Origin of the sequence: Ochrobactrum sp. C6C9 (assembly GCF_022627935.1) — a bacterium.
GTDB classification, from domain to species: Bacteria; Pseudomonadota; Alphaproteobacteria; order Rhizobiales; family Rhizobiaceae; genus Brucella; species Brucella teleogrylli.
The window spans coordinates 87,254-111,597 of sequence record NZ_JABXGB010000006.1 but is presented as its reverse complement, the minus strand read 5'-3'; the positions used below and the strand labels follow the sequence as shown (position 1 = coordinate 111,597).

Genomic DNA, 24,344 nt, shown 5'->3' with positions numbered 1-24,344 from the left:
GAGGTCGTTTCGTTCGGAACAGCTATGGGTCTAGTAAGACTGACCATCGCAAGCCTAAAGACCGTGATCGCCACGTGGCCGTCGCGCGTAAAGGCAGCAGCTTATGTTCCGGCGAACCCAGAACCATCCGGCAGATGCAATACGGTTAGGTCGGCAGCCTTCAGGGCTTCCTCCGGCGCACGTGTTTTGCGTCTTCGCGCCGGTAGGAAAGACACTAATGTCCAACAAAATGCTCATCGATGCCTCCCACCCGGAGGAAACCCGCGTCATTGTTACGCGCGGTAACAAGATTGAAGAATTCGACTTCGAGTCGGAACACAAGAAGCAGCTGAAAGGCAATATCTACCTCGCGCGGGTCACGCGCGTCGAACCTTCGCTTCAGGCTGCATTTGTGGAATATGGCGGCAACCGTCACGGTTTCCTCGCCTTCTCGGAAATCCATCCCGATTATTACCAGATTCCGGTCGCGGATCGTCTGGCGCTGCTTGAAGCGGAAGCCAAGGCGCAGCGCGCCGAAGACGACGATGATGACGAGCCACGCGCCAAGAGCGAACGCTCTGGCGAGCGTTCGGGTGAACGGTCGAATGACCGCTCGCGTCGCAATCGCCGCCGCGGTGGCCGCGACAACCAGAACAAGGCACAGGCCAGCGCATCGGATAACGGCCTGCCCGCAGCCGAGCCCGTCGGTCCCGGTTTTGCGAATTATGTGCCTGGCACACCTGCAAGCGCCCTGTCGCATAAGGGCGACGTAATTTCGGAAGCCATCGACAATGGCGACGAAGACGATGTCGAGCATGAAGAAGACATGGTCGAATCGGTCGGTTCGGAAGATGCGCTGGAAGAACTGCCGACGCATACCCGCACCCATCGCCGCCAGTACAACATTCAGGAAGTCATCAAGCGCCGCCAGATTCTGCTGGTGCAGGTGGTCAAGGAAGAGCGCGGCAACAAGGGCGCTGCTCTCACGACCTATCTGTCGCTGGCTGGTCGTTATTCGGTGCTGATGCCGAACACTGCGCGTGGCGGCGGCATTTCCCGCAAGATCACCCAACCGCAGGATCGCAAGCGACTGAAGGAAATCGTCAAGGAACTCGAAGTGCCGCAGGGCATGGGCGTGATCCTGCGTACGGCTGGCGCCAATCGCACCAAGGCGGAAGTCAAGCGCGACTACGAATATCTGATGCGCCTTTGGGAAAATGTCCGTACGCTGACCTTGCAGTCGACGGCGCCGTCCCTCGTCTATGAAGAAGGCAGCCTGATCAAGCGCTCGATCCGCGACCTTTATAACAAGGACATCACAGAAATCCTCGTTTCCGGCGAGAACGGCTATCGCGAGGCCAAGGACTTTATGCGCATGCTCATGCCGAGCCATGCCAAGGTGGTCCAGCCCTATCGCGAACAGGTGCCGATCTTCACACGCAATGGCGTCGAAGCCCAGCTGGACCGCATGCTGCTGCCGCAGGTGACGCTGAAATCGGGTGGTTACCTGATCATCAACCAGACTGAAGCGCTGGTTGCCATCGACGTCAACTCCGGTCGCTCGACGCGCGAACATTCCATCGAAGACACCGCGCTCCAGACCAATCTGGAAGCAGCCGAAGAAGTGGCGCGCCAGCTGCGCCTGCGCGACCTTGCCGGCCTGATCGTCGTCGACTTCATCGACATGGAAGAAAAGCGCAACAATCGCGCTGTCGAAAAGAAGATGAAGGACTGCCTGAAGGACGACCGCGCCCGCATTCAGGTTGGTCGCATCTCGCATTTCGGCCTTCTGGAAATGTCGCGCCAGCGCATTCGGGCATCGGTGCTGGAAAGCACGATGCAGGTTTGCCAGCATTGCGGCGGCACCGGCCATGTCCGCTCGGACTCGTCGATGGCGCTGCATATCATTCGCGGCATTGAAGATTATCTGCTGCGTCATTCGGGCTTTGACATCAATGTTCGCACGCCAGCGGCTTCGGCGCTTTATGTGCTGAACCACAAGCGCCAGTTGCTGGCCGATCTGGAAGGCCGCTTTGGCGTCGCCATCAGCATCGACGCCGATGAAAGCGTCGGTCACCAGCATTTTGCGATCGACAAGGGCGCGCCGTCCACCCGTCCGGTGACACAGCCTCCTGTCCAGCCGATGGCCTATATCGAAGACGACATCGAAGATCCTGAAATTCCGGTCGAGGAAGACGAGGAAGAAGAAGACGTCAAGGCCGAAGCGCCGGCTCGGGAAGAGCGCAGCGAGGAAGGCGACCGCAAGCGTCGTCGCCGTCGTCGCCGTCGTGGCGGCAAGGATCGCGACAACCGCGAGCAGACCGCTCAGGACAATGCTGCTTCCGAAGATGCCGAAGACGATGCGGATGAAGGCGATGAAGCTTCTGAACCGCGTTCGGATGCCGCTTTGAGCGAAGATGATCGTCGCAAGAAGCGTCGTCGTGGCCGTCGCGGCGGACGCAAGAACCGTCGTGAAGACGAGGTGCGCGGTCGCAAGGTTCCAGATCCGGAATTCGTCGGCTACACGCCTGTTCTGCCGGTAAAGGCCGAGGCCGCTATTGAAGCTGCTGCAGCCGAAGTCGTCGCTGCCAAGGCCGAAATCGTTGAGGTTGTGGAAGCGGTTGCTGTTGCAACGGAAGCTGCCGAAGCGCCGGCTGAAGCCGAAAAGCCAGCCAAGTCTGCCCGCAAGCCGCGTGCCCGCAAGTCTGCAAAGACTGAGGAAGCCGCAGATGAGGTGGTTGCTGCAGAAGTCGAAGAAGCGCCAGCCAAGCCAGCCCGGAAGACCCGGTCTCGCAAGAAGGCCGACGACGCCACACCGGAAGCCGTAGAAGCGCCTGAAGCCGTGGAAGCTGAAAAGCCGAAGCGCCGCACCCGCAAAGCAGCTGCCAAGCCGGTAGAGGTTGAAGAAGCTGCTGCCGAGGCTGTTGAAGTCGAAACCGAAGTGGCTGTGATCGAAGAACCGGCCAAGAATGTTGAGCCTGTCGTCACATCGAGCGAGAGTGACGAACAGAAGCCGAAGCGTGGCGGCTGGTGGCAGAAGAAGGGTTTCTTTTAAGCTCTGCCCGAACATCAGAAATAAAAAAACCGGCGGAAACGCCGGTTTTTTTGCATCTTTGGTTTCAGGCTGACTGTTGCGGAAGCCAATCTTCCAGACGGCGAACCGCTTCCTGCATTTCCTCGACTTTTCCCGCATAGGAAAAGCGCATGGTGCGGTGGCCATCCAGTGGGTCGAAATCGCGGCCCGGCGTTGCGGCGATGTTGATCTCGGCAATCATCTTGCGCGCAAATTCCATGCTGTCATTAGTGAAGCGTGAAACGTCGCAATAAGCGTAGAATGCACCGTCCATCGGTGCCGCGAGTTTCAGCCCCATTTGCGGCAGGTGTTCCAGCAGGATGGCGCGGTTCTGGCGATAGCGATCCTTGATGCGCTCCAGTTCGGCAGTGGCGTGGAAAGCCTCGATGGCCGCGCGCTGCGAAAGTTCTGGCGCGGAAATATAAAGGCTTTGGCTCAGCCGTTCGATGGCGCGAACATCGCCCTCCGGCAGAACCATCCAGCCGATACGCCAACCCGTCATGCAGTAATATTTCGAGAACGAATTGATGATCGTGACATCGTCGGCGATTTCAAGCGCCGTCACATCGTCGGTTTCATAGGAAAGCCGGTGATAAATTTCGTCCGAAATCACGCGAATGCCGAGCGAACGGGCCGTATCGATGATCGCCCTCAGTTCAGGCTTGGCAATCACTGCGCCTGTTGGATTGGCCGGGCTTGCAAATAATACGCCCTTCAACGGCTTTTCGGCGTGCGCAGCCGCCAATGCCTCAGCAGTCAGAGCCGCCGAGGTGCCATTGCCGGTTGGGATTTCCACCACTTCCAGCCCAAGCGCTGTCAGAATATTGCGGTAAGCCGGATAGCCCGGGCGCGTGATCGCCACCCGGTCGCCTGGATCGAAATAGACGACAAAAGCCAGATTGAAGGCCGCCGAAGAGCCGGTCGTAACCGCTATTCGATCTGCCGAAACGGAAACGCCGTAATGATCGGCATAATGCGTGGCAATCGCTTCACGCAGTTCAACCAGCCCCAGCGCGTCGGTATAGCCGATGCGCCCGTCTTTCAACGCCTGTTCGGCGGCCTGCCGCACGATTTGCGGTGCCGGATCTGCGGGCTGGCCAACCGCCATCGAAATGATCGGATGACCTGCCGCGCGGCGGCGGTTGGCTTCGGCCAGAACATCCATGGCGTGGAATGGCTCAACCGCGCTGCGGCTAGAAAGACTGATCAACTTTACCTCCAGAACATTGCAGGCGCTCCGCTGGAGCCGCCGCACGGACAGAACACAACATCACCGCCGTATAAACGCCGGATTGCTAAAGCAACAGCGCTTTTAGGAAATTGGGTACATTGTCTTGGATGAATGCTTGTAAACGACACCGGTAGCGCAGTCATAACGCGCTTTGGGGTCTACAGATTGATGGCAACAATATCGGAATTGACCGGATATCAAAGTCGGCAGAGATTGCACGCCCGATATCCGACTTTTAAGATCATGCTGCCTTGTCGAGATATCGTTTAAAATGCGCTGAGACGGCTATAAGGTCCTGAACCGGAACTTGTTTCCCGATACGATGAATGAACCGATGCGAGATTCGCATGAAATGACGAGGAGGACGACGAGCATTATGGCAGCATTGATCGCGCCGTTCCCGACTGGAACCTTATCCTTTGGACGATTTGTCCGCAGTTCTGTGGCCGCACTTTCAGCACTTGCCGTGGCGGTGACGGGCGTTATGCCTGCATCCGCCCAGTCGCGTGGTGTACCGATCGTGCGCGACGCGGAAATCGAAGCACTGGTTTCAGATTATGCCGCGCCGATCCTGAAGGCTGCAGGTCTTTCCAGCCGTGGCGTGCGCGTCATCCTCGTCAATTCGCCGAGCTTCAACGCCTTTGTCGATGGGCGGCGCATTTTCATCAATACCGGCGCGATCATGCAGGCCGATACGCCCAATGAAATCATCGGCGTGATCGCGCATGAGGCGGGTCATCTGGCGGGCGGGCATCAGGATCGCCTGCGGGAACAGTTGAGCCGGGCGCGGACCATGGCGGTGATCGGCATGTTGCTCGGCGTGGGCGCAGGCGTTGCAGGCGCAGCAGCAGGCAGCGGGTCTGCAGCCGGTGCAGGCGGCGGCATCGCGCTTGGCAGCGCCGAGGCGGCGATGCGCAGCCTGCTCAGCTATCAGCGTACCGAGGAAATGACCGCCGACCGTATGGCAGTCAATTATCTCAATGCGACCGGGCAGTCGTCCAAGGGAATGCTGGACACGTTCCAGCGTTTTGCCTCCGCCCTCTCCCTGTCAGGCACGCAGATCGACCAGTATCGCATCAGCCACCCGCTTCCGCGTGAACGTATCGCCAATCTGGAAGAACTGGCCAAGAAGAGCCCCAACTTCAACAAAACGGATTCACCCGCGCTTCAATTGCGTCACGACATGGCACGCGCCAAGATTGCCGCCTATTCGGGCAATATGGGCGCGCTGCAACGCATGTTTCGCAGCAATCCCGGCGGGCTTCCGGCGCGCTATGGCAGCGCCATCACCACCTATCTGAACGGTGCTGCGCGTTCCGCCCAGCCCAAATTCGACGCGCTGATCAAGGAACAGCCGAAGAACCCTTATTTCTATGAAATGCGCGGCGAAGTTCTCATCAAGGCGAATGATGCCGCCGGCGCAGCAAAGGCTTTCCAGACCGCCGTATCGCTCGACCCACGCAAGTCTCCGCTGCTGCGCATGAGCTACGGACGGGCACTCATGCTGACGGGCACAAAGGCGAACATGCCAACCGCAATCAAGGAGATCAAAGCGGGCATTGCTTCCGATCCCGAGTTTCCGGGCGGCTATGGATATCTCGCGCAGGCCTATGGCCAGCAGGGCAATATGGGCCTTGCAGACCTCGCAACCGCCGACATGAACTTCTATGCGGGCAAACTTCAGGATGCCCAAATATTCGCAATCCGCGCACAGAAGCAGCTGAAATCCGGCTCGCCGGACTGGTTGCGTGCGCAGGACATTATCAATACGAAGAAAAGCAAATAACGCCCGACATAGTCCTCCTGGCAGGGCGTATTTTTAAACGGATTGGAATTTGAAGATGAAGAACGCAGTTTCCATCACGCTGGCAAGCGGCATTGTCGGTCTGGCAGCGCTGGCTCTCGGCTATGGTGCGGGTCTGTCGCGCCATTCGGCTGCGCCCGTCGCCCCAGCAGCAGCGGCAGCAACGGCTGAGGCACCGCTTAACCAGCAAGCCATTGAAAATGTGGTGCGCAACTATCTTCTCAAGAACCCAGAACTGATGCTGGAAGTGCAGAGCGCGCTGGAAACCAAGCAGGCGCATGACGCGCAAGAGCAGGTCAAGAAGGTGCTGGCTGCCAACCAGAGCGCACTTTACCACCCCGAGCATGACGCAGTTTTCGGCAATCCGAACGGCGACGTCACCGTCTATGAGTTCTTCGATTACAATTGCGGCTATTGCAAACGCGCACTGCCCGACATGCAGGCCATCCTGAAAAACGATCCGAATGTTCGTTTCGTCATGAAGGAATTTCCAATCCTCGGCCCAGATTCGGTGAAGGCGCATATTGTTGCGCAGGCCTTCAAGGCGCTGATGCCGGAAAAATATGCTGAATTCCACGGCGTTTTGCTGGGCGCACAGGAGCGCGCGACCGAGGCATCCGCGATTGCCGATGCCGTCAAACTTGGCGCCGATGAAACCGCACTGCGCGAAAAGATGAAAGACCCGGCGATCACCGGCGCTTTCCAGGATACCTATCAATTGGCAACGCAGCTCAACATCACCGGCACGCCGTCCTATATCATCGGCAGCGAGCTGGTGCCGGGCGCTATCGGTGTCGATGGTCTGGTGGAGAGAATCGCCGCAGCACGTACCGCCGCCAAGAAGTAAAACTGACAGCTGTGCCCGATACGCTTTCCCTGACAGGCGTTTCGGGTACACACTTATCAAAACTCGGTGATAACCGGCGATTAAAGCAAATATGCCGCAATGCCGGTGCATCTCGCAAAGAATAGCGGGAAAAACCGGTCAGGCAGGACATCTGCACTGAATTATAGGGTTTCGGCTTGCATCCAAGCTCTCTATATGGAAAGCGAAGTGTTACTAAATTTTCGTGGTAACACGATATCGGTTGCAAAGGATTTGGCGCGGACACAATGGCAAAGACGGTTTTTGTTCTAAACGGTCCCAATCTCAATCTTCTGGGAAAGCGTGAACCGGGGATTTATGGCGTTGCGACGCTGGCCGACATTGAAGAGGCTTGCAAGCGCGAAGCCGGTTCTCTCGATCTCGACGTTGATTTCCGCCAATCCAATTATGAAGGCGATCTGGTCACTTGGATTCAGGAAGCGGGCGAGAAAGACGCCTATGTCCTGATCAATCCGGCGGCCTACAGCCACACTTCAATTGCCATTCACGACGCGATCCGCTCTGCAAAGGTCACGGTTGTGGAAGTGCATCTTTCGAACATTCATACGCGTGAGGCCTTCCGGCACCACTCTTATGTATCCGCAGTCGCCAAAGGCGTCATTTGCGGCTTTGGCGCGGAAGGGTATCTGCTCGGCCTACGCGCGCTCGCGGCAATTGCCAAAGAACAAGAACACAACGGGCAAAGCGTAAAAGGGGCCTGATATGTCCAGCAAAAACACTGTCATCGACAAAGAAACCATCCGCGATCTGGCGGATATCCTCAACGATACCGACCTCACGGATATCGAAATCGAACATGGCGATCTGCGCATCCGCGTTTCGCGCAATGTAACGGTTCAGGCCGCAGCGACCGTTTATCCGGCCGCAGCACCGGCTGCTGTTGCAGTGCCTGCCGCCGCTCCGGCAGCCGCCGAGCCGACCAAGGCTGAACTGGCAAAGAATGCCGTTCCTTCGCCGATGGTTGGCACCGCCTACCTAGCTCCGGCACCGGGCGCCCGCAACTTTATCGAAGTCGGCACACAGGTGAAGGAAGGCCAGACCCTCCTCATCATCGAAGCCATGAAGACCATGAACCAGATCCCCGCCCCGCGCGCCGGTACGGTCAAGGCCATTTTGATTGATGACGCCCAGCCGGTTGAATTCGGCGAACCGCTCGTCGTGATCGAATAAGCGTCGCTCAACCATTGTTTGACGTGTCTTCACTTCACGAAACGGGAACTGGCAGCAAGCGCATGTTTCAAAAGATCCTCATAGCCAATCGTGGCGAAATCGCTCTTCGCGTGCTCAGAGCCTGTAAGGAACTGGGCATCAAGACGGTCGCCGTTCACTCCACGGCAGATGCCGACGCGATGCATGTCCGTCTGGCGGATGAAAGTGTTTGTATCGGACCGCCGCCCTCTCGCGACAGCTATCTGAACATTCACCAGATCGTTGCTGCTTGCGAGATCACCGGCGCCGACGCGATCCATCCGGGCTACGGCTTCCTGTCCGAAAACGCAAAGTTTGCGGAAATTCTCGAAGCACACAACATCACCTTCATCGGCCCCACCGCCTCGCATATCCGCATCATGGGCGACAAGATCGAAGCCAAGCGCACAGCCAAGCGCCTTGGCATTCCGGTCGTTCCTGGTTCCGATGGCGGCATCACCGACGATGTTGAAGCTGCGCGCGTGGCGAAAGAAATCGGCTTCCCGGTCATCATCAAGGCTTCGGCCGGTGGTGGCGGTCGCGGCATGAAAGTGGCGCGCACCGAGGAAGACCTGTCGGTTGCGCTCGCAACCGCGCGCTCAGAAGCTGCTGCCGCTTTCGGTGACGATGCCGTCTATATCGAGAAATATCTCGAAAAGCCGCGTCACATCGAAGTTCAGGTCATGGGCGATGGTGCGGGCAACGCGATCCATCTGGGCGAACGCGACTGCTCCTTGCAGCGCCGTCACCAGAAGGTCTGGGAAGAAGCCAACTCCCCGGCTCTTAATTCGGAAGCGCGCGACAAGATCGGCATGATCTGCGCCAACGCCATTGCCGAGCTTGGCTATCGTGGTGCGGGCACGATCGAGTTCCTCTATGAAAACGGCGAGTTCTATTTCATCGAAATGAACACCCGTCTGCAGGTGGAGCATCCGGTCACGGAAGCCATCACCGGCATCGATCTTGTGCATGAGCAGATTCGTGTCGCTGCGGGTCTCGGCCTTTCGGTGAAGCAGAAGGACGTGCGTTTCTCTGGCCATGCCATTGAATGCCGCATCAATGCCGAAGACCCGCGCACCTTCACGCCATCGCCGGGTCTCATCACCCACTACCATACGCCGGGTGGCCTCGGCATCCGCGTGGATTCCGGCGTTTATTCCGGCTATCGCATTCCGCCTTATTACGACAGCCTCATCGGCAAGCTCATCGTGCACGGACGCAACCGCGTCGAATGCATGATGCGTCTGCGTCGTGCGCTGGACGAATTCGTGGTGGATGGCGTCAAGACGACCCTGCCCCTGTTCCAGGAGCTGATTGGAAATCAGGACATCGCCAATGGTGCCTATGATATCCACTGGCTGGAAAAATATCTGGCCAGCCAGTCCGAGAACGAAGGCGCTTAAATAAGTGACTGCAGGAGCAAAACCGGACGACTATGCAATCGAACCGGAATTGCTCCTGCGCGCTTACGCCACCGGGGTTTTCCCGATGGCCGAAGAGGCGGATGATCCAGAGGTCTTCTGGGTACGCCCTGAAAAACGCGGTGTTATTCCGCTGGATGGTTTCCACATCCCCCGCAGCCTGCAAAAGACCATTCGGCAGGGCATTTTCGATATCAGGCTGGATAGCGATTTCGAGGGCGTCATAGATGGATGCGCCAGCGGGGTCGGCGAACGCGCGCGCACATGGATCAACGGTCCAATCCGCGAAGCCTATGGCAAATTATTCGAAATCGGACATTGCCACACAGTCGAGGCATGGCACGAGGGCAAGCTGGTCGGCGGCCTTTATGGCGTGACGCTCGGGAGGGCATTTTTCGGTGAGAGCATGTTCACACGCAAGCGTGACGCTTCAAAGGTCTGCCTTGCTTATCTGGTGCAACATCTGGTCAAGCAGGGTTTTCTGTTGCTCGATACCCAATTCACCACGCCGCATCTAGAGCGGTTCGGTGCAATCGAAGTTCCCCGCAAGAAATACGAGAAAATTCTCGAGCAAGCCCTCGAAGGTATTGCCCTTTTCTAACTGTCGGAAGGTGGTTTGATCAGTTCTGCTTTGCCGCCGGTGCCGGAACGTCAGACTTCTGCTTGCAGTCTTTCAGCCAAACGTCATAGATCGGATGCTCAACGGCGTTGAGACCGGGACTGTCTGCGAACATCCAGCCGGTGAAGATACGGCGAATTTTGCGATCCAGCGTAATTTCCTCAACCTCGACAAAACTGTCGGTCCGCGGCGCTTCATTCTCGGTGCGCGAATAGCAAACCTTCGGCGTCACCTGAAGCGCGCCGAATTGAACCGTCTCATTGATATAGACGTCAAAAGTCGTAATGCGGCCTGTGATCTTATCCAGCCCCGAAAACTCCGCGACCGGATTGGAAATGCGTTCTGCCTGAGCAGCGTGCAAGCTGCCAACAGCGGTAAAAAGCGAAATCAGGGCCACATATGCAGCCTTCTTGATTCTGTTCTTTCCGTTGCCAGCCGTGCCGGGGGAATGCTTCGTCAAAACGGAAACCCGCATCAAAGTTTGTCGAATAAACTGGAATAATTCCTAGGCATGAAATGTGACGATTCGTTGCTCCGCTGCAAGTTGCAATGCCACGATCACACCCTCGTCGCCTGTCTATCCCGGCTTTTTAAGTGAAAAAACAAGCAAGGCGACGGCAAATAAGAAAATCCGGCGTGAAAATCACGCCGGATCGTAAACTTTGTCAGTCTTAATTACCCGGCGTCCAGGCGTCATATTCGCCCGTCACACGCGGACGCTCGGCCGGTTCCGTACCCGGACGCGCAATCGAGCCCTTCGGACGATAGGCGAGCGGGGAGCCGGTCAGGTTCTGCAAATGCGGCTTCTGCCAGTCGCGCGGCTTGTAGTCTTCCTTGCTGGGCGGCGTATCGACACGATGATGCATCCAGCCGTGCCAGCCCGCAGGAATTGCACTCGCTTCCGCATAGCCATTGAAAATGACCCAGCGGCGCGTGCGACCTTCGGAGTCCTTGCCACCCTGATAATAGATATTGCCGAACTCGTCCTCACCGACGCGCTCGCCCTTGCGCCACGTATGAAGGCGGGTGCCGAGCGTCTGGCCATTCCACCAGGTGAAGACTTGCGTAAGAAATTTCATCATGGCCTTTTCCAGATCCATCATCTCGCAGACAGCCGAAACTGCCGCTTTATTCTTGCTTATGGCCCTATCGCCCGGTCAAGGCAAGGGTCAAGTTGCCGCTGTCACAAGAGTATGAAGAGCGTCACACGCTCCAGCCTTCGAGCGACTTTTCCATCACGAGAACGGGTTCCTTGCAATTCGGATCGCCCCAATCTTCGTTGCGCCCGACCGTGACATAGCCCTTGCGTTCGTAGAACTTCACCGCCTTGGCATTCTTCTCGATGACTTCGAGCTTGATTGTGCGCACATCCGGGAAAGCCATTTCGATTTCCGCAAGCAGCATCGTGCCGACGCCCTGAACCTGCACGTCGGGGCGCACATAAAGCTGGTGCAGCGATGCCTTGCCTTCCTCGGACTGGCTGGCGAAGGCCATACCATCAATGCCACCCTCGCCGTTATCGGCGACGATGAATTCCGAATAAGGCTTGCGCAGATTGGCTTTCAGCGCCGCAACGCTATGCCACTGGCCGGTGACGGCGTTGACCATTTCCCGGCCCAAAATGTGGTCGAAAGTCGCGTGCCAGGTCGATACCAGCAGTTCGTGCACTGCCTTCAGATCGGCCTCGGTGGCGCTTCGAACCCACATTACTCTTCGATCCCGAGCTTGGCCTTAACCAGATCATTAACAGCCTGCGGGTTGGCCTTGCCGCCCGTCGCCCTCATGACCTGTCCCACAAACCAGCCGGCAAGCGTCGGCTTGGCCTTGGCCTGTTCGACCTTGTCCGGGTTGGCCGCAATGATATCGTCAACAGCCTTTTCAATCGCCCCGGTGTCGGTGACCTGCTTCATGCCGCGTTCTTCAACGAGCTTCTTCGGGTCTCCGCCTTCGTTCCAGACGATTTCGAACAGATCCTTGGCGATCTTACCGGAAATCGTGCCGTCCTTGATGAGATCGATCACCGCGCCGAGCTGTTCCGGGCTGACCGGCGATTCCTCGATGCTCTTGCCCGCCTTGTTGAGCGCGCCGAGCAGATCGTTGATGACCCAGTTGGCCGCAGCCTTGCCGTCGCGACCGGCAGCGACAGATTCGTAATAGTCGGCAATCGCCTTTTCCGTGACCAGGATGGAGGCGTCGTAGATCGAAATGCCCTGCTTTTCGACCAGACGCTGCTTCTTTTCATCCGGCAGTTCCGGCAAATCGGCGGCGAGCGCATCGACAAAAGCCTGATCGAATTCGAGCGGCAGCAGATCAGGGTCTGGGAAATAGCGATAGTCGTGCGCTTCTTCCTTGGAGCGCATCGAACGGGTCTCGCCCTTCACGGGATCAAACAGGCGCGTTTCCTGATCGATGGAGCCGCCATCTTCCAGAATGGCGATCTGACGGCGGGCCTCATATTCGATGGCCTGACCAACGAAGCGGATCGAGTTGACGTTCTTGATTTCGCAACGTGTGCCGAATTCGCCACCCGGACGACGCACGGAAACATTGACGTCGGCGCGCATGGAGCCTTCGTCCATATTGCCGTCGCAGGTGCCGAGATAGCGGACGATCGTGCGCAGCTTGGTGAGGTAGGCGCGTGCTTCATCCGACGAGCGCAGGTCCGGCTTGGAGACGATTTCCATCAGCGCCACGCCAGAGCGGTTCAGATCGACATAGGACATGGTCGGATGCTGATCGTGCATCGACTTGCCCGCGTCCTGCTCCAGATGCAAACGCTCGATGCCGATCTCCACATCTTCGAACTGACCTTTATTGTCGGGGCCGACCGAAATCATGATCTTGCCCTCGCCGACAATCGGCTGCTTGAACTGCGAAATCTGATAGCCCTGCGGCAGATCGGGATAGAAGTAGTTCTTACGGTCAAACACCGACTTCAGATTGATCTGGGCATTGAGACCGATGCCCGTGCGGACGGCCTGCTTGACGCATTCCAGATTGATGACCGGCAGCATGCCCGGCATGGCGGCATCCACCAGAGACACATTGGCGTTCGGATCGGCACCAAACGACGTGGAAGCGCCGGAGAACAGCTTCGACTCGGACGTGACCTGCGCATGGACTTCCATGCCGATGACGACTTCCCAGTCGCCGGTGGCGCCGGAGATGAAGCGTTTCGGTTCCGGTATGCGCGTATCAATAAGGGACATGCTGGCTCGCAAATATTCTGATTGAGCTAAAAACGGATTGATTACTGGCTAGAGCAAAGCCCCCATGGATGCAAGCTTTTCAGCCGTTTATCCGTGGGTTGAAACGGAAAAGGCCGCGCAATGCGCGGCCTTTTCCAAATTCGCTAGATAGAAAAGATTAAGCCTCTTCGGACTTGTCTTCGTCGGCCTTCTTCTTAGGAGCGGCCTTCTTCTTCGGTGCAGCCTTCTTTGCAAGCTTTGCTTCCGAACCGTCTTCGTCTTCAGCCGTCAGCTCTTCCTTCGAGACCTTCTTGTCGGTCACGTTGATGTTGGCGAGCAGATGATCGACGACCTTTTCTTCGAAGATCGGGGCGCGGAGGTTAGCCACGGCATCCGGCGTCTTGCGCAGGAAGTCGTAGATTTCCTTTTCCTGGCCCGGATAGCGACGAACCTGGTCATAAACGGCGCGCTGCAGTTCTTCTTCCGACACTTCTACGCCAGCCTTCTCACCGATTTCGGAGAGAACGAGGCCGAGACGAACGCGGCGTTCAGCGAGCTTGCGGTATTCTTCGCGAGCAGCTTCTTCCGTGGTTTCTTCGTCTTCGAAGGTACGGCCAGCCTGCTGCAGGTCGAAGTTGATCTGCTGCCAGATGTTGTTGAATTCAGCGTCAACCAGCTTCTGCGGGGTTTCGAACTGATAATCGCCGTCCAGAGCGTCGAGAATCTGGCGCTTTACCTTCTGGCGGGTGATCTGGCCGTACTGGCTTTCGATCTGTTCGCGAACAACCTGACGCAGACGCTCCAGCGACTCGATGCCGAGCTTCGTCGCGGTTTCGTCGTTGAGTTCGAGTTCGTTCGGCTTGGCAACTTCCTTGACCTTGATGTCGAAGGTGGCTTCCTTGCCTGCGAGATGCGCTGCACCGTATTCAGCCGGGAAGGTCACATTGATGACCTTTTCGTCGCCAGCCTTGACGCCAACGAGCTGTTCTTCGAAGCCCGGAATGAACTGACCCGAACCGAGAACCAGCTGTGCGTCGTTGTCGGCGCCGCCGTCAAACGGCTCGCCATCAAGCTTGCCGAGATAGTCGATCGTGACGCGATCTTCGTTTTCGGCCTTGCCCTTCTTGGTCTCGAAAGTGCGGGTCGACGAAGCGATACGCTTGACCTGCTCATCGACTTCCTCATCGGTGATGTCGACGACTTCACGGGTCACGGCGATCTTGGAGAAATCCTTGACTTCGATTGCCGGCAGAACTTCGTAGTTCAGCGAGAAAACGAAATCGGCCTTGCCGTCGAGAACCTTTTCGGCTTCTTTTTCGTCTTCCGACATGATGACTTCAGGCTGGGTAGCCGACTTTTCGTTACGGTCTGCGAGAACCGAACGCGACGAATCGCTGAGGATTTCGTTGACGATTTCAGCCATGAACGAACGGCCATACATCTTGCGCAGATGGCCAGCAGGCACCTTGCCCGGACGGAAACCATTGATCTTGGCTCGGCCGCGCGCAGTATCGAGCCGCTCAACGAGCTTGGCTTCGAGATCCCCGGCCGGAACCACGACTTTAATCTCGCGCTTCAGCCCTTCATTGAGCGTTTCGGTAACCTGCATGTTCAAACCTTCACTTCTTGTCATTGTCCCGCCGTTTCCGGCATTTTGCCTCAAGACGCGGGAGAGAAATTCTTTGGCCTTATGGCAGTTGGTGCGGATAGAGGGACTCGAACCCCCACGGTCTCCCGCCAGAACCTAAATCTGGTGCGTCTACCAATTTCGCCATATCCGCTTCTGAACCGAAGCGCATTCTTTAAGAACGCACCAAATTCGTCTCAGATCTTGAACTGCCCTCGAAAGCGCGCGTCTCTATATCATCCAATTTTCCCGGTTCAAAGGAAAAAAGCCGCCTTCCCGGTATAGATTTTCCGGGTTTGGCAAGACGAAACACTTCCGGCACTCTGCCCCTCTATATAGCGATCATTCCGCGCATGCCAAGCCTGAGATAAACTTCAGCTTGACGCGGTAATATAAGAGTGGCGAAACCGCTGGAAAACCGATCAATAGAGCGGTTCTTCATAGAGTTGCCGCCCTTCGTCCCACAAAGCCTTGATGACCGCAGTACCGCTGTCATCGACAGCAACGACAACGGAAATCCGGCTTTCACGTTGCCCGATCTCGATATCGCGACCCTGCCCTTCAGGAACATAATAGCGTTCGATGCCGAAATTGAGGCGGATTGTCTGATCCGGATAGCCCAAAACCGGATAAGTCGACTGGCCGCGAATCTGCACTTCATCCGGCGCCAGATCGGTGAACGGGCTGAGCGCCGCCCGCGAGAAATGCCATAGCTTTTCTGCATCCGGCTTTAGCGCCACATAGACCGTTCGTGGTTCGCCCGTGGGTTTACCCTGCACATCCTTGCCCATGACACTGGAAATTGCGTAGCCGAGGATGACGTAATCGCCGCGCATCAGATCGCGCGGATCGACCGGCTCGGTCTGCAACACGATTTCATGGCCTGAACGCAATATGGATGCGCGCTGTTCGATGCCCGCATAAAGAATGCCGCTCTGCAGCAAGGCGGAGACGGCAGCGCCTATATAAAGCCACTTCTTGCTCATGACTGGCTCCCCGCTTCGCGTTTTTTACCGAACCGCCGTTCCATCCGGCGGACAAAGGCCGCCAGCAGCAGCACGAGGACGCCTGCGGTCAAGAAGAAGCCCGACGTACCGATCATCGTGCCCACGGTCGTGAATGCCAGATAAAGCACCTGAAACGAAAACGTCGCATAGGCGATGGAGCGCAGTCCGCCATTGTCGCGACCACACAGGGCGATAGCGCCAATCGATAGGCCGAGGATCAGCATACTATAAAGAACATCCTGATCGAGCGAGGCAGAGCCGCCTGACGAAGAGAACATATGATTGAGCTGCAGAATGCCAAGCGACAGCAGGGCCAGCATCAGCCCGTAGGAAGCCAGCGGCTGCGCGAAGCGGGTGAGCCGCTCCATCGTGTCATGTGCGAATGCATCCGCCAGCATCAACGCGATGCCGACCGCAATCATGAGGCACAGGATCACGTCGTTTTCATTCTGAATGTAAAGCAGCAAGGCCCAGCCGATTGCGAACAGGGCCCAGAGATGGGCGGCATGGCGCGAACGCGTGAGGAGTGCTGCACCGACGCCGACCAGCAACAGAAGCGGACCGATCCAGCGATAGGCCAGCTCACCATTGTCAGCCGATGTGCCGTCAAACACGAATGTCGAAAGATAAAAACACGCAACGCCTGCACCGAATGCAGCCAGAACCGGTGCACGCACCAGGAAGGCTGACGCAAGCACGCCCAGGGTCCAGTAGACGGCGGCGGAATGAACATCGCCGGACACGTGATACATCTGCCCGACAAGCGCGATACCTGCGCCGAAGGATGCGGCACCGACGACATAAAGAGCGGACGAGAACACCTTGTCGCCCCTCGCCTGTCGCCATGCGCCGCCGAGATAGCCGATCCAGATAAGTGCAAGCACCATCCCGATCCGCATCAGGCGCGGCATATCCTGCCAGTTGGCGGCAACCAGCATGATGACGGCTGCGCCCAGAAGCAGACCGCCAAGCGTGGCGAGCACCGCACCCAAGCTGAAACCCGTTGCTCGTTTTTCAAGATCCGCATTCAGGCGCGACGCGGTAACCGCATCGATCAGCCCTTCCTGCTGCCAGCGCTCAACCAGGCGCTCCACTGAGATTGAAAAAGACAAAATGACTCCCGGGTCAACGAACTGAGATGGCGGTCGCAACCGCAACCGGTTGAGAACATATAAGAAACTTCGCAACCAGCAAACCACCCGATCAAATCGCATTGCGGCAATTTTGTGCCGGAACAGTCCAATCGATTTAAAGCGTCGTGCAGGAACCGCAAGGCAGCTATGCAAAGTCGGCTCTGCAACTTGCAAAAACAATAGCTTATATCATGGGCAACAAAAGAGATGAATTGAACCCAAGCGATAGCATCGCACATTGAAGGATTAAGATCATGAACCTGTTTCGCTCTTACAACAACTGGCGCCGTTACCGTGAAACCGTCAGCGAACTGAACCAGCTTTCGACTCGCGAACTGAACGATCTCGGCATCTCCCGCGCCGACATCCCTTACGTCGCTCGTCAGAGCAAGGCTCGCTAAGCATCAAGCTGAAGGCCGAAAAGCTGTTCGCGACGATTGCACTACGCTGAACGCCTTTCGATGAAAATTTCAGATTGAAGTTTCGCGCTGTGAATACCACCAGGACTGGATCCTCCTCCCACCAGCCCTGGTTTGTCGCCAAGCCATCCTCCTCCCAGGCTTAGCGACAACGAGACCGGTTCTCCTCCTCCCAATCCGGTCTTTCCATATGGCATCCGTCGCACCTCCTCCCGCGACGGATGCCATTTGTTTTTCTGGACCTTGCTCGCCCATTGATGGCCGCCAGCAAAGGCGATATGGGAAGGACCATGACAAACACATCCGATCTCACCCCCATTCACGTCGTTGGCGGCGGTCTCGCTGGCTCCGAAGCCGCCTGGCAGATTGCGCAGGCAGGCGTTCCTGTCGTGCTGCATGAAATGCGTCCCGTGCGCGGCACTGATGCGCACAAGACCGAACAGCTGGCCGAACTCGTCTGCTCCAATTCATTCCGCTCCGACGATGCCGAAACCAATGCTGTCGGCGTGCTGCATGCGGAAATGCGCCTTGCAGGCTCGCTCATCATGGCCTGCGCCGATGCACATCAGGTTCCGGCGGGCGGCGCGCTTGCTGTGGACCGCGAGGGATTTGCGCAAGCCGTAACCGAAAAGCTTGAGGCTCATCCGCTGATTACCATCAAGCGCGAGGAAGTCACCGGCCTGCCGCCGGAAGAATGGGGCACGACCATCGTTGCCACCGGCCCGCTGACCGCGCCGTCTTTGGCCGAGGCCATTGCCGCGGAAACGGATGCCGATGCACTCGCCTTTTTCGACGCGATTGCGCCCATCGTGCATTTCGATTCGATCAATATGGATGTCTGCTGGTTCCAGTCGCGCTACGACAAGGTCGGCCCCGGCGGCACCGGCAAGGATTATATCAACTGCCCCATGGATAAGGAGCAGTATGAGGCGTTCGTGGCTGCGCTTGTCGAAGGCGACAAGACGGAATTCAAGGAATGGGAAGGCACGCCCTATTTCGATGGCTGTCTGCCGATTGAAGTCATGGCGGAACGCGGACCCGAAACGCTGCGCCACGGCCCGATGAAGCCTATGGGCCTGACCAATGCGCATAACCCGACCGTCAAGGCCTATGCGGTTGTGCAACTGCGTCAGGACAATGCGCTTGGCACGCTCTACAACATGGTCGGTTTCCAGACGAAGCTGAAATACGGCTCACAGACCGGCATCTTCAAGATGATTCCCGGACTGGAAAATGCCGAATTCGCGCGCCTCGGCGGTTTGCATCGTAACACCTACCTGAACTCCCCCGTGCTGCTCGACAGCGTGCTGCGCCTGAAGTCGCGTCCGACACTGCGCTTTGCCGGCCAGGTGACGGGTTGCGAGGGCTATGTCGAATCATCGGCCATCGGCCTTCTTGCCGGTCGGTTCACCGCTGCGGAGCGACTGGGCAATGCTGCCGTCCCGCCACCGCCGACAACCGCCTTTGGCGCACTGCTTGGGCATATCACCGGCGGCCATATCGTCGCTGACGATGCCGAGCCTGGCAAGCGGTCGTTCCAGCCGATGAATGTCAATTTCGGTCTGTTTCCGCCGGTCGAAGTGCCGAAGGAAGAAGGCAAGCGTCTGCGTGGCAAGGAAAAGACCATCGCCAAGAAGCGTGCGCTTTCCGCCCGCGCGCTTGCAGATTTCCGCACATGGCTGGAACAGCTGGCCTGACGGTCAGAAATTGGCGCGAAGCATCAGCCACTGCTTACGGATAGCCGAAATATCGGCTGTCCGTTGTGCCGCTCTGCCGCCAAGGCGTTCAATCGCTTTCAGATAAGCTGGCACGATGGCCATCGGCAAAAATGCCGGTGCAAGGCTTTTTGGCAATGTCGCCCTTGCCTTATCGAAAATCGCCAGATGTTCCCGCGCCAGTGCCAGCATGACGCTGGCCACGCGCTCACAGGCCGACGGATCGTCGTTGGCAAAAAATGCTTCGCGCGTTACGCCGACCGATGCCAGCATGTCGGCGGGAACATAGAGCTGGCCGCGACGGCGATGAATCGGCAAAAGGCGCAGCAGGCCTGTCGTCGCCTGCGCAACACCCGCGTGACCGGCGGTTTCGCTGTGCGCCTGCGCGGCGTCACGATCCAGAATAAAGCCGGCTAACTGAATGATTGCCGAAGCGGTCTCACCGCAATAGCCTTCCAGATCGTTACGGCTTGGCATCGGATCGTCATAGAGATCGAAGATACGCGCCTCGCAATAATTGTCGAAAGCGGAGCGCGGAAGCTCGTATTTGTCGATTGTTTCGACCAGAGCAGCGGCAACGGGATGTGCCTCAGCGCTGCCCCTCGCCTCGCCATTGATCAGATCGCGCCACCATTGCAGACGTACTTCGCCCGGCAGCGGCTCATGAACAAGATCGCGAATGCGCGCCACTTCCGCATTGAAGGCATAGAGCGCAGCCAGCCCGCCGCGTTTATCCTCCGGCGCATAGAGCACCGACAGATAACGGTCCCGGTCAGCCTCACGAAGAAGCGCCAGGCAATGTGCCTCATTCTGGTTCATGATCGTTATTCTACTGCAATAAGCGCCGCCGCAACCGCGCGATCTTCCGCCAGCAGCACATTATAGGTCCGCACGGCAGCACCTGTGCTCATCGGATCGGATGAAATGCGATGCTCGCGCAAAACCGCGCGTACGTCTTCTGGAATACGCCGCAGATCCATTCCGGTTCCAACCAGCAGAATTTCAATATCCGAAGCCTGCTCCAGAATCAGCTCCAGATCGGCCCGCGAAAGCACCGGCGGCATTGCAGGCTTCCAGCCATGAATACCGGAGGGCAGACACAGGATCGAACCGCGATGCGACATTTCGGCGAAACGAAAACCACCATCGCCATAAGCATCAATGGGCGCGCGCCCCGGAAAATGCGCTTCGCGTATTTCTATTCCCTTGGCCATTCTCAGCTTTCCAGATTGAGCGACTGTGCAAGTTCGTCGCCCATTTCCTCATCCTGCTCAGGCCCGCGCGGCTTCAGTCCAAACTGAACCAGCAGCGGTGCGGCGATGAAGATCGACGAATAGCTCGCCACAATAATGCCGACGCTGAGCGCCAGCGCAAACATGCGGATATCCGCGCCGCCAAAGGCGTAAAGCGGAATATGCGCGAGGAACGTCACGAAAGACGTCAGCAAGGTACGCGACAGGGTCTGGTTGATCGAGGCATCGATGATCGCAGGCAGCGGCGCGCTGCTGTAGCGGCGCAGGTTTTCGCGAACGCGGTCATAAATCACGACCGTATCGTTCAGCGAATAGCCGATGATCGTCAGGATTGCCGCGACGCTCCACAGATTGAATTCCATGCGGAAGACAATGAACATGCCTGCGAGAATAACCACGTCATGCAGGGTCGATAGCACGGCGCCAAGCGCCAGTTGCCACCGGAACCGCACCCAGACATAGATGAAAATGCCGATTAGCGACAGGACAACGGCCAGAATACCGGCGCGCGACAGCTGTTCGGAAACCGTCGGGCCGACCACTTCCACACGCTGGAACGAATAATCCTGTTCGAACTCACCGCGCAGTTTTACAGCCACCGTCTGTTCGGCATCGTCGCCGACTTCCTGGCTGCCGATGATCACAAGCGCCGAGCGCGCTGATTTGGCGGGCAGAACGCGGGCGCTATCGATATTCAGTTCGGAGAGACGGTCCTGAATATCTTCCAGATTGGCGTCACCGCTGCGCGCCTGAAGCTCGACCATTGAGCCGCCACGGAAATCGATGCCGTAGTTGAAGCCGATATTTACAAACAGCGCCACCACGATGGCGCAGGCCAGCACGGAGATGCCGAGCGTAATGAATTGAAGGCGCATGAACGGAATATGCGTCACCGTCGGCACAAGCTTGAGACGACGCTTCGGCACTTCCTTCGGCTTTGCCGTGCGCACCCATTGGGCGATCAGCAGTCGGGTAAAAGTCAGCGTGGTGAACAGCGTCGTGCCAATACCAACCGCGACGGTCAGAGCAAAGCCATGCACCGTGCCGGAACCGAGCAGGAACAGAACCAATGCGGCAATGAGTGTTGTCAGATTGGCGTCGATGATGGTCGACAGAGCGCGGTAGAAACCGGATTCCATCGCCTGAACAACGGAATAGCCCTTGCGGCGATCTTCGCGCACGCGTTCATAGATCAGAATATTCGCATCAACCGCCATGCCGATGATCAGCACGAGACCTGCAACGCTGGCGAGGCTGATGGAAGCGCCGATCAGCGACATCACCGCAGTCAGGATGATGATATTGACTACAAGCGCCACCATCGCGATGACGCCAAGAACGCCATAGGACAGCACCATGAACAGGCCGACCAGAAGAGCGGCGAGAAGTGCAGCCGTCACGGCGGCGCTGGCATAATCCTCGCCAAGTGCCGAGGCGATGGTGCGCTCTTCAAGCACGGTCACAGCCTGTGGCAACGTGCCGGAACGCAGAACCACGGCCATATTGTTGGCAGCCTGCAAATCGAAGGCGCCAGAAATCTGCAATTCGTTTGTATCGAGTGGCTCGCTGATGACCGGCGCAGACACGACCTGATTATCGACCACGATGGCAAAGCTCTTGCCCGTCGCATTGGCGGTCAGCTCTGCCAGACCTTTGCGGCCCGCGTCATCAAGGGTCAGGGTAATAACCGGTTCATTATCATCGGAAGAAAGCGTGGCCTTCGCGTCGGTGATATTCGCGCCGGTGAGAACGGGCTGTTTCTTGACGAGATAACCCACCGGCGGATCGTCATAGGAATAGACGACTTCGCTGCCCACCGGGGGCGCGCCGCGAATGGCATCGTCCGGCGAAACGGAATCATCCACAGCGTGGAATGATAGATCGCCGCGAATACTCAGAATGTCTTTCAGAAGCTGCGCATCGTAAAGGCCCGGAACTTCGACGCGAATCTGGTTGCGCGCTTCGGTTTCCACAACGGGACGACCGTAACCCAGTTCCTCCAGCCGCTGCCGCATGATCTCGGCACTGTGTTCCAGATCGTTGCGGCCTGCATTTTGAACCTGCAGAACAAGGCGGGAGCCGCCGGAAAGATCAAGGCCGAGGGCGACCTGCTTCTTCGGCAGGAAACCGGGCAGATTCGCCAGCGTTTCACGCGAGAAAAAATTAGGGGAAGCGATGACAAAGCTGACGAGAACCGCCAACCAGATCAGGGCCGATTTCCAGCGTGAAAAATAGAGCATAGAGCAGCAATTCCGTTTCAGCTTGGCCCGTTTTGGCCTGGATAGGGCATGCCGGGGTACGAATGCGCACCGCTCTCCGGCCTTGGGTCATGCGCGCATACAAAGGTCGCGCCGACCGAATATTGCACGGGCTCCGGTTAGTGAATGCTTACCGGAGCCCGTATCATCTCAAAAAGAGATCACTTGTTCTTATTATCGGCGACTGGTTCGCCCTTGACGCGCACATCCATCAGGGTGCTGCGCAGAACCTTGATGCGAACGCCTTCGGCGATTTCGACTTCGACTTCATTGTCGTCGACGACCTTCTGCACCTTGCCGACGATGCCGCCGCCGGTGACAACCGTATCGCCACGGCGCACTGCGTTCAGCATTTCCTGACGCTTCTTCATCTGGGTCCGCTGCGGGCGGATGATGAGGAAATACATGATGACGAAGATCAGGATGAACGGCAGGATGCTCATGAGCATGTCTGGGCCAAAAGCGCCGCCGCCAGGTGCTTGAGCGAAAGCCGGTGTTACGAACATTAGGAACTCCTCTGAAGTCTCAAAGACAATTTGTTAAGGGCATTACAATGGTTGGCGCGCCAAATGCAACCGACGATCATCCCGCCTGCGCCAAGGTCGCACACTTTTCGCCTCCGCTGTGACATGTTAAGCCGTTCAGACACCACTAGGGGCATGGAAATGACGACCGAAGACATACTCAGCCAGAAACTGGACCGTTTGATCGCCGCGCTCGAACGTATCGCACCACCAGAAGCCAAAACGCCGGACCTCGACGCCGCAGACTGTTTTGTCTGGGCGCCGGAACGATTGACGCTTGATCCGGTGAAGCGGGTTAACCGCGTGGATATCTCCCTGATCCGTGGCGTAGATTTGGTGCGCGACCAGCTTGTAGACAATACCCGCCGCTTCGCAAATGGCTATCCGGCAAACAACGTTTTGCTATGGGGCGCACGCGGCATGGGCAAATCCTCGCTGGTGAAGGCCGCGCAGGCCAGCGTTAACGCCGAACTCAAGTCCCAGAAGCCGCTTAAGCTGATCGAAATCCATCGCGAGGATATCGACAGCCTGCCGACGCTGATGAACATGATCAAGGATACGGAATATCGCTTCATCCTGTTCTGCGACGACCTTTCCTTCGACCATGACGACACGTCTTATAAGTCGCTCAAAGCCGCGCTCGAAGGCGGCGTCGAGGGCCGTCCGGGCAATGTGATCTTCTATGCAACATCGAACCGCCGCCACCTCATGCCGCGAGACATGATCGACAACGAGCGTTCCACGGCGATCAACCCGTCGGAAGCGATTGAAGAAAAAGTCTCGCTGTCGGATCGTTTCGGCCTTTGGCTCGGCTTCCATAAGTGCAGCCAAGACGATTATCTCGCCATGGTTGACGGCTATGCAGACCATTTCAAACTGAACTACGACCAAGCCAAGCTTCACGCGGAAGCACTGGAATGGTCGACCACGCGCGGTAACCGCTCGGGGCGCGTGGCCTGGCAATATGTTCAGGACCTTGCTGGCCGCCTCGGCGTTGCAATGTAAGAATAGAAAAAGGC

Annotated in this window: 22 protein-coding genes, 1 tRNA gene and 1 pseudogene; 10 read left to right on the top strand and 14 right to left on the bottom strand. The window is 57.5% G+C overall.

Annotated features, from left to right (window positions below; all coding sequences use genetic code 11):
• Positions 1–35 precede the first annotated feature (35 nt).
• A pseudogene (locus HWD97_RS06635) lies at positions 36–215 on the bottom strand (hypothetical protein); the annotation flags it as partial.
• A 2-nt stretch (positions 216–217) separates the two neighbouring features.
• Here HWD97_RS06635 and HWD97_RS06630 point away from each other — a divergent pair.
• Positions 218–3,034, top strand: a complete 2,817-nt coding sequence (locus HWD97_RS06630; protein ID WP_171317821.1) for a ribonuclease E/G — start codon at positions 218–220, stop codon at positions 3,032–3,034.
• A gap of 64 nt (positions 3,035–3,098) precedes the next feature.
• Here the strand turns inward: HWD97_RS06630 and HWD97_RS06625 are convergent, their stop codons facing one another.
• Entirely contained in the window at positions 3,099–4,262 is a 1,164-nt protein-coding gene (locus HWD97_RS06625) for a pyridoxal phosphate-dependent aminotransferase (RefSeq protein ID WP_171317820.1), read from the bottom strand.
• Positions 4,263–4,659: 397 nt separating this feature from the next.
• Here HWD97_RS06625 and HWD97_RS06620 point away from each other — a divergent pair, with 397 nt between their 5' ends.
• The 6 genes from HWD97_RS06620 (at position 4,660) to aat (ending at position 10,183) form a co-directional block, all read left to right on the top strand.
• Positions 4,660–6,069 (top strand): M48 family metalloprotease, encoded by a 1,410-nt coding sequence (locus tag HWD97_RS06620; protein ID WP_109368883.1) that lies wholly within the window; start codon positions 4,660–4,662, stop codon positions 6,067–6,069.
• A gap of 55 nt (positions 6,070–6,124) precedes the next feature.
• A complete protein-coding gene (locus HWD97_RS06615; RefSeq protein WP_109368882.1) occupies positions 6,125–6,934 on the top strand; it encodes a DsbA family protein in 810 nt (269 codons plus the stop codon).
• A gap of 266 nt (positions 6,935–7,200) precedes the next feature.
• Complete coding sequence (gene aroQ / locus HWD97_RS06610) at positions 7,201–7,674, top strand: type II 3-dehydroquinate dehydratase (protein ID WP_109368881.1); 474 nt, start codon at positions 7,201–7,203, stop codon at positions 7,672–7,674.
• 1 nt (position 7,675) lies between these two features.
• Complete coding sequence (gene accB / locus HWD97_RS06605; protein WP_109368880.1) at positions 7,676–8,143, top strand: acetyl-CoA carboxylase biotin carboxyl carrier protein; 468 nt, start codon at positions 7,676–7,678, stop codon at positions 8,141–8,143.
• Positions 8,144–8,205: 62 nt separating this feature from the next.
• Entirely contained in the window at positions 8,206–9,564 is a 1,359-nt protein-coding gene (gene accC, locus HWD97_RS06600; protein WP_109368879.1) for an acetyl-CoA carboxylase biotin carboxylase subunit, read from the top strand.
• Between the two features lie 49 nt (positions 9,565–9,613).
• Positions 9,614–10,183 (top strand): leucyl/phenylalanyl-tRNA--protein transferase, encoded by a 570-nt coding sequence (gene aat / locus HWD97_RS06595; protein WP_109370214.1) that lies wholly within the window; start codon positions 9,614–9,616, stop codon positions 10,181–10,183.
• A 19-nt stretch (positions 10,184–10,202) separates the two neighbouring features.
• Here aat and HWD97_RS06590 read toward each other — a convergent pair whose 3' ends face one another.
• The 8 genes from HWD97_RS06590 to HWD97_RS06555 all read right to left on the bottom strand — a co-directional run bounded on the left by HWD97_RS06590 (position 10,203) and on the right by HWD97_RS06555 (position 17,135).
• Entirely contained in the window at positions 10,203–10,676 is a 474-nt protein-coding gene (locus tag HWD97_RS06590; RefSeq protein ID WP_109368878.1) for a DUF2155 domain-containing protein, read from the bottom strand.
• Between the two features lie 196 nt (positions 10,677–10,872).
• Positions 10,873–11,283 carry an NADH:ubiquinone oxidoreductase subunit NDUFA12 gene (locus tag HWD97_RS06585; protein ID WP_167836027.1) on the bottom strand — a complete coding sequence of 137 codons (411 nt, stop codon included), beginning with the start codon at positions 11,281–11,283 and terminating at the stop codon, positions 10,873–10,875.
• A gap of 121 nt (positions 11,284–11,404) precedes the next feature.
• Positions 11,405–11,908: a GNAT family N-acetyltransferase gene (locus HWD97_RS06580; protein ID WP_109368877.1), complete on the bottom strand. Its 504-nt coding sequence runs from the start codon at positions 11,906–11,908 to the stop codon at positions 11,405–11,407.
• A complete protein-coding gene (gatB, locus tag HWD97_RS06575; RefSeq protein WP_109368876.1) occupies positions 11,908–13,410 on the bottom strand; it encodes an Asp-tRNA(Asn)/Glu-tRNA(Gln) amidotransferase subunit GatB in 1,503 nt (500 codons plus the stop codon). Before gatB ends, HWD97_RS06580 begins: the two co-directional genes overlap by 1 nt.
• 157 nt (positions 13,411–13,567) lie before the next feature.
• On the bottom strand, positions 13,568–14,998 hold the full coding sequence (gene tig, locus HWD97_RS06570; protein WP_280176234.1) for a trigger factor: 1,431 nt from the start codon (positions 14,996–14,998) through the stop codon (positions 13,568–13,570).
• Between the two features lie 89 nt (positions 14,999–15,087).
• Positions 15,088–15,170, bottom strand: a tRNA-Leu gene (locus HWD97_RS06565).
• Positions 15,171–15,438: 268 nt separating this feature from the next.
• Positions 15,439–16,002: a GDYXXLXY domain-containing protein gene (locus HWD97_RS06560; protein WP_109368874.1), complete on the bottom strand. Its 564-nt coding sequence runs from the start codon at positions 16,000–16,002 to the stop codon at positions 15,439–15,441.
• Entirely contained in the window at positions 15,999–17,135 is a 1,137-nt protein-coding gene (locus tag HWD97_RS06555; protein WP_109368873.1) for a DUF2157 domain-containing protein, read from the bottom strand. The genes HWD97_RS06560 and HWD97_RS06555 overlap by 4 nt, the downstream gene beginning before the upstream one ends.
• Positions 17,136–17,410: 275 nt before the next feature.
• Between HWD97_RS06555 and HWD97_RS06550 the strand changes: the two genes are divergently transcribed.
• Together HWD97_RS06550 and trmFO are read left to right on the top strand one after the other, a co-directional pair.
• The gene (locus HWD97_RS06550; protein WP_078338506.1) at positions 17,411–17,557 is read left to right on the top strand and encodes a DUF1127 domain-containing protein; all 147 of its coding nucleotides are present in this window, start codon (positions 17,411–17,413) and stop codon (positions 17,555–17,557) included.
• 308 nt (positions 17,558–17,865) lie between these two features.
• Positions 17,866–19,272, top strand: coding sequence for a methylenetetrahydrofolate--tRNA-(uracil(54)-C(5))-methyltransferase (FADH(2)-oxidizing) TrmFO (trmFO, locus tag HWD97_RS06545; RefSeq protein WP_109368872.1), 1,407 nt, complete (start codon positions 17,866–17,868; stop codon positions 19,270–19,272).
• A 3-nt stretch (positions 19,273–19,275) separates the two neighbouring features.
• On the opposite strand, the gene HWD97_RS06540 is transcribed toward trmFO, so the two are convergent.
• The 4 genes from HWD97_RS06540 to yajC form a co-directional block, all read right to left on the bottom strand.
• Positions 19,276–20,109 (bottom strand): phytoene/squalene synthase family protein, encoded by an 834-nt coding sequence (locus tag HWD97_RS06540; RefSeq protein ID WP_109368871.1) that lies wholly within the window; start codon positions 20,107–20,109, stop codon positions 19,276–19,278.
• A 5-nt stretch (positions 20,110–20,114) separates the two neighbouring features.
• Positions 20,115–20,504 (bottom strand): Mth938-like domain-containing protein, encoded by a 390-nt coding sequence (locus HWD97_RS06535; protein WP_109368870.1) that lies wholly within the window; start codon positions 20,502–20,504, stop codon positions 20,115–20,117.
• A gap of 2 nt (positions 20,505–20,506) precedes the next feature.
• Entirely contained in the window at positions 20,507–22,783 is a 2,277-nt protein-coding gene (gene secDF, locus HWD97_RS06530) for a protein translocase subunit SecDF (protein ID WP_109368869.1), read from the bottom strand.
• Positions 22,784–22,962: 179 nt separating this feature from the next.
• Complete coding sequence (gene yajC / locus HWD97_RS06525) at positions 22,963–23,307, bottom strand: preprotein translocase subunit YajC (RefSeq protein ID WP_109368868.1); 345 nt, start codon at positions 23,305–23,307, stop codon at positions 22,963–22,965.
• A 159-nt stretch (positions 23,308–23,466) separates the two neighbouring features.
• Between yajC and HWD97_RS06520 the strand changes: the two genes are divergently transcribed.
• Positions 23,467–24,330, top strand: coding sequence for an ATP-binding protein (locus HWD97_RS06520; protein WP_181376085.1), 864 nt, complete (start codon positions 23,467–23,469; stop codon positions 24,328–24,330).
• Positions 24,331–24,344: the final 14 nt, after the last annotated feature.

Bases quoted from the DNA above. Each gene is read 5' to 3' on its own strand.
- HWD97_RS06590 (WP_109368878.1), bottom strand. From the start codon at position 10,676: ATGCGGGTTTCCGTTTTGACGAAGCATTCCCCCGGCACGGCTGGCAAC.
- accB (WP_109368880.1), top strand. From the start codon at position 7,676: ATGTCCAGCAAAAACACTGTCATCGACAAAGAAACCATCCGCGATCTG.
- HWD97_RS06540 (WP_109368871.1), bottom strand. From the start codon at position 20,109: ATGAACCAGAATGAGGCACATTGCCTGGCGCTTCTTCGTGAGGCTGAC.
- yajC (WP_109368868.1), bottom strand. From the start codon at position 23,307: ATGTTCGTAACACCGGCTTTCGCTCAAGCACCTGGCGGCGGCGCTTTT.
- HWD97_RS06550 (WP_078338506.1), top strand. From the start codon at position 17,411: ATGAACCTGTTTCGCTCTTACAACAACTGGCGCCGTTACCGTGAAACC.
- trmFO (WP_109368872.1), top strand. From the start codon at position 17,866: ATGACAAACACATCCGATCTCACCCCCATTCACGTCGTTGGCGGCGGT.
- HWD97_RS06580 (WP_109368877.1), bottom strand. From the start codon at position 11,908: ATGTGGGTTCGAAGCGCCACCGAGGCCGATCTGAAGGCAGTGCACGAA.
- HWD97_RS06560 (WP_109368874.1), bottom strand. From the start codon at position 16,002: ATGAGCAAGAAGTGGCTTTATATAGGCGCTGCCGTCTCCGCCTTGCTG.
- HWD97_RS06585 (WP_167836027.1), bottom strand. From the start codon at position 11,283: ATGATGAAATTTCTTACGCAAGTCTTCACCTGGTGGAATGGCCAGACG.
- aroQ (WP_109368881.1), top strand. From the start codon at position 7,201: ATGGCAAAGACGGTTTTTGTTCTAAACGGTCCCAATCTCAATCTTCTG.
- accC (WP_109368879.1), top strand. From the start codon at position 8,206: ATGTTTCAAAAGATCCTCATAGCCAATCGTGGCGAAATCGCTCTTCGC.
- HWD97_RS06630 (WP_171317821.1), top strand. From the start codon at position 218: ATGTCCAACAAAATGCTCATCGATGCCTCCCACCCGGAGGAAACCCGC.
- HWD97_RS06520 (WP_181376085.1), top strand. From the start codon at position 23,467: ATGACGACCGAAGACATACTCAGCCAGAAACTGGACCGTTTGATCGCC.
- gatB (WP_109368876.1), bottom strand. From the start codon at position 13,410: ATGTCCCTTATTGATACGCGCATACCGGAACCGAAACGCTTCATCTCC.
- tig (WP_280176234.1), bottom strand. From the start codon at position 14,998: ATGCAGGTTACCGAAACGCTCAATGAAGGGCTGAAGCGCGAGATTAAA.
- HWD97_RS06615 (WP_109368882.1), top strand. From the start codon at position 6,125: ATGAAGAACGCAGTTTCCATCACGCTGGCAAGCGGCATTGTCGGTCTG.
- HWD97_RS06535 (WP_109368870.1), bottom strand. From the start codon at position 20,504: ATGGCCAAGGGAATAGAAATACGCGAAGCGCATTTTCCGGGGCGCGCG.
- HWD97_RS06620 (WP_109368883.1), top strand. From the start codon at position 4,660: ATGGCAGCATTGATCGCGCCGTTCCCGACTGGAACCTTATCCTTTGGA.
- secDF (WP_109368869.1), bottom strand. From the start codon at position 22,783: ATGCTCTATTTTTCACGCTGGAAATCGGCCCTGATCTGGTTGGCGGTT.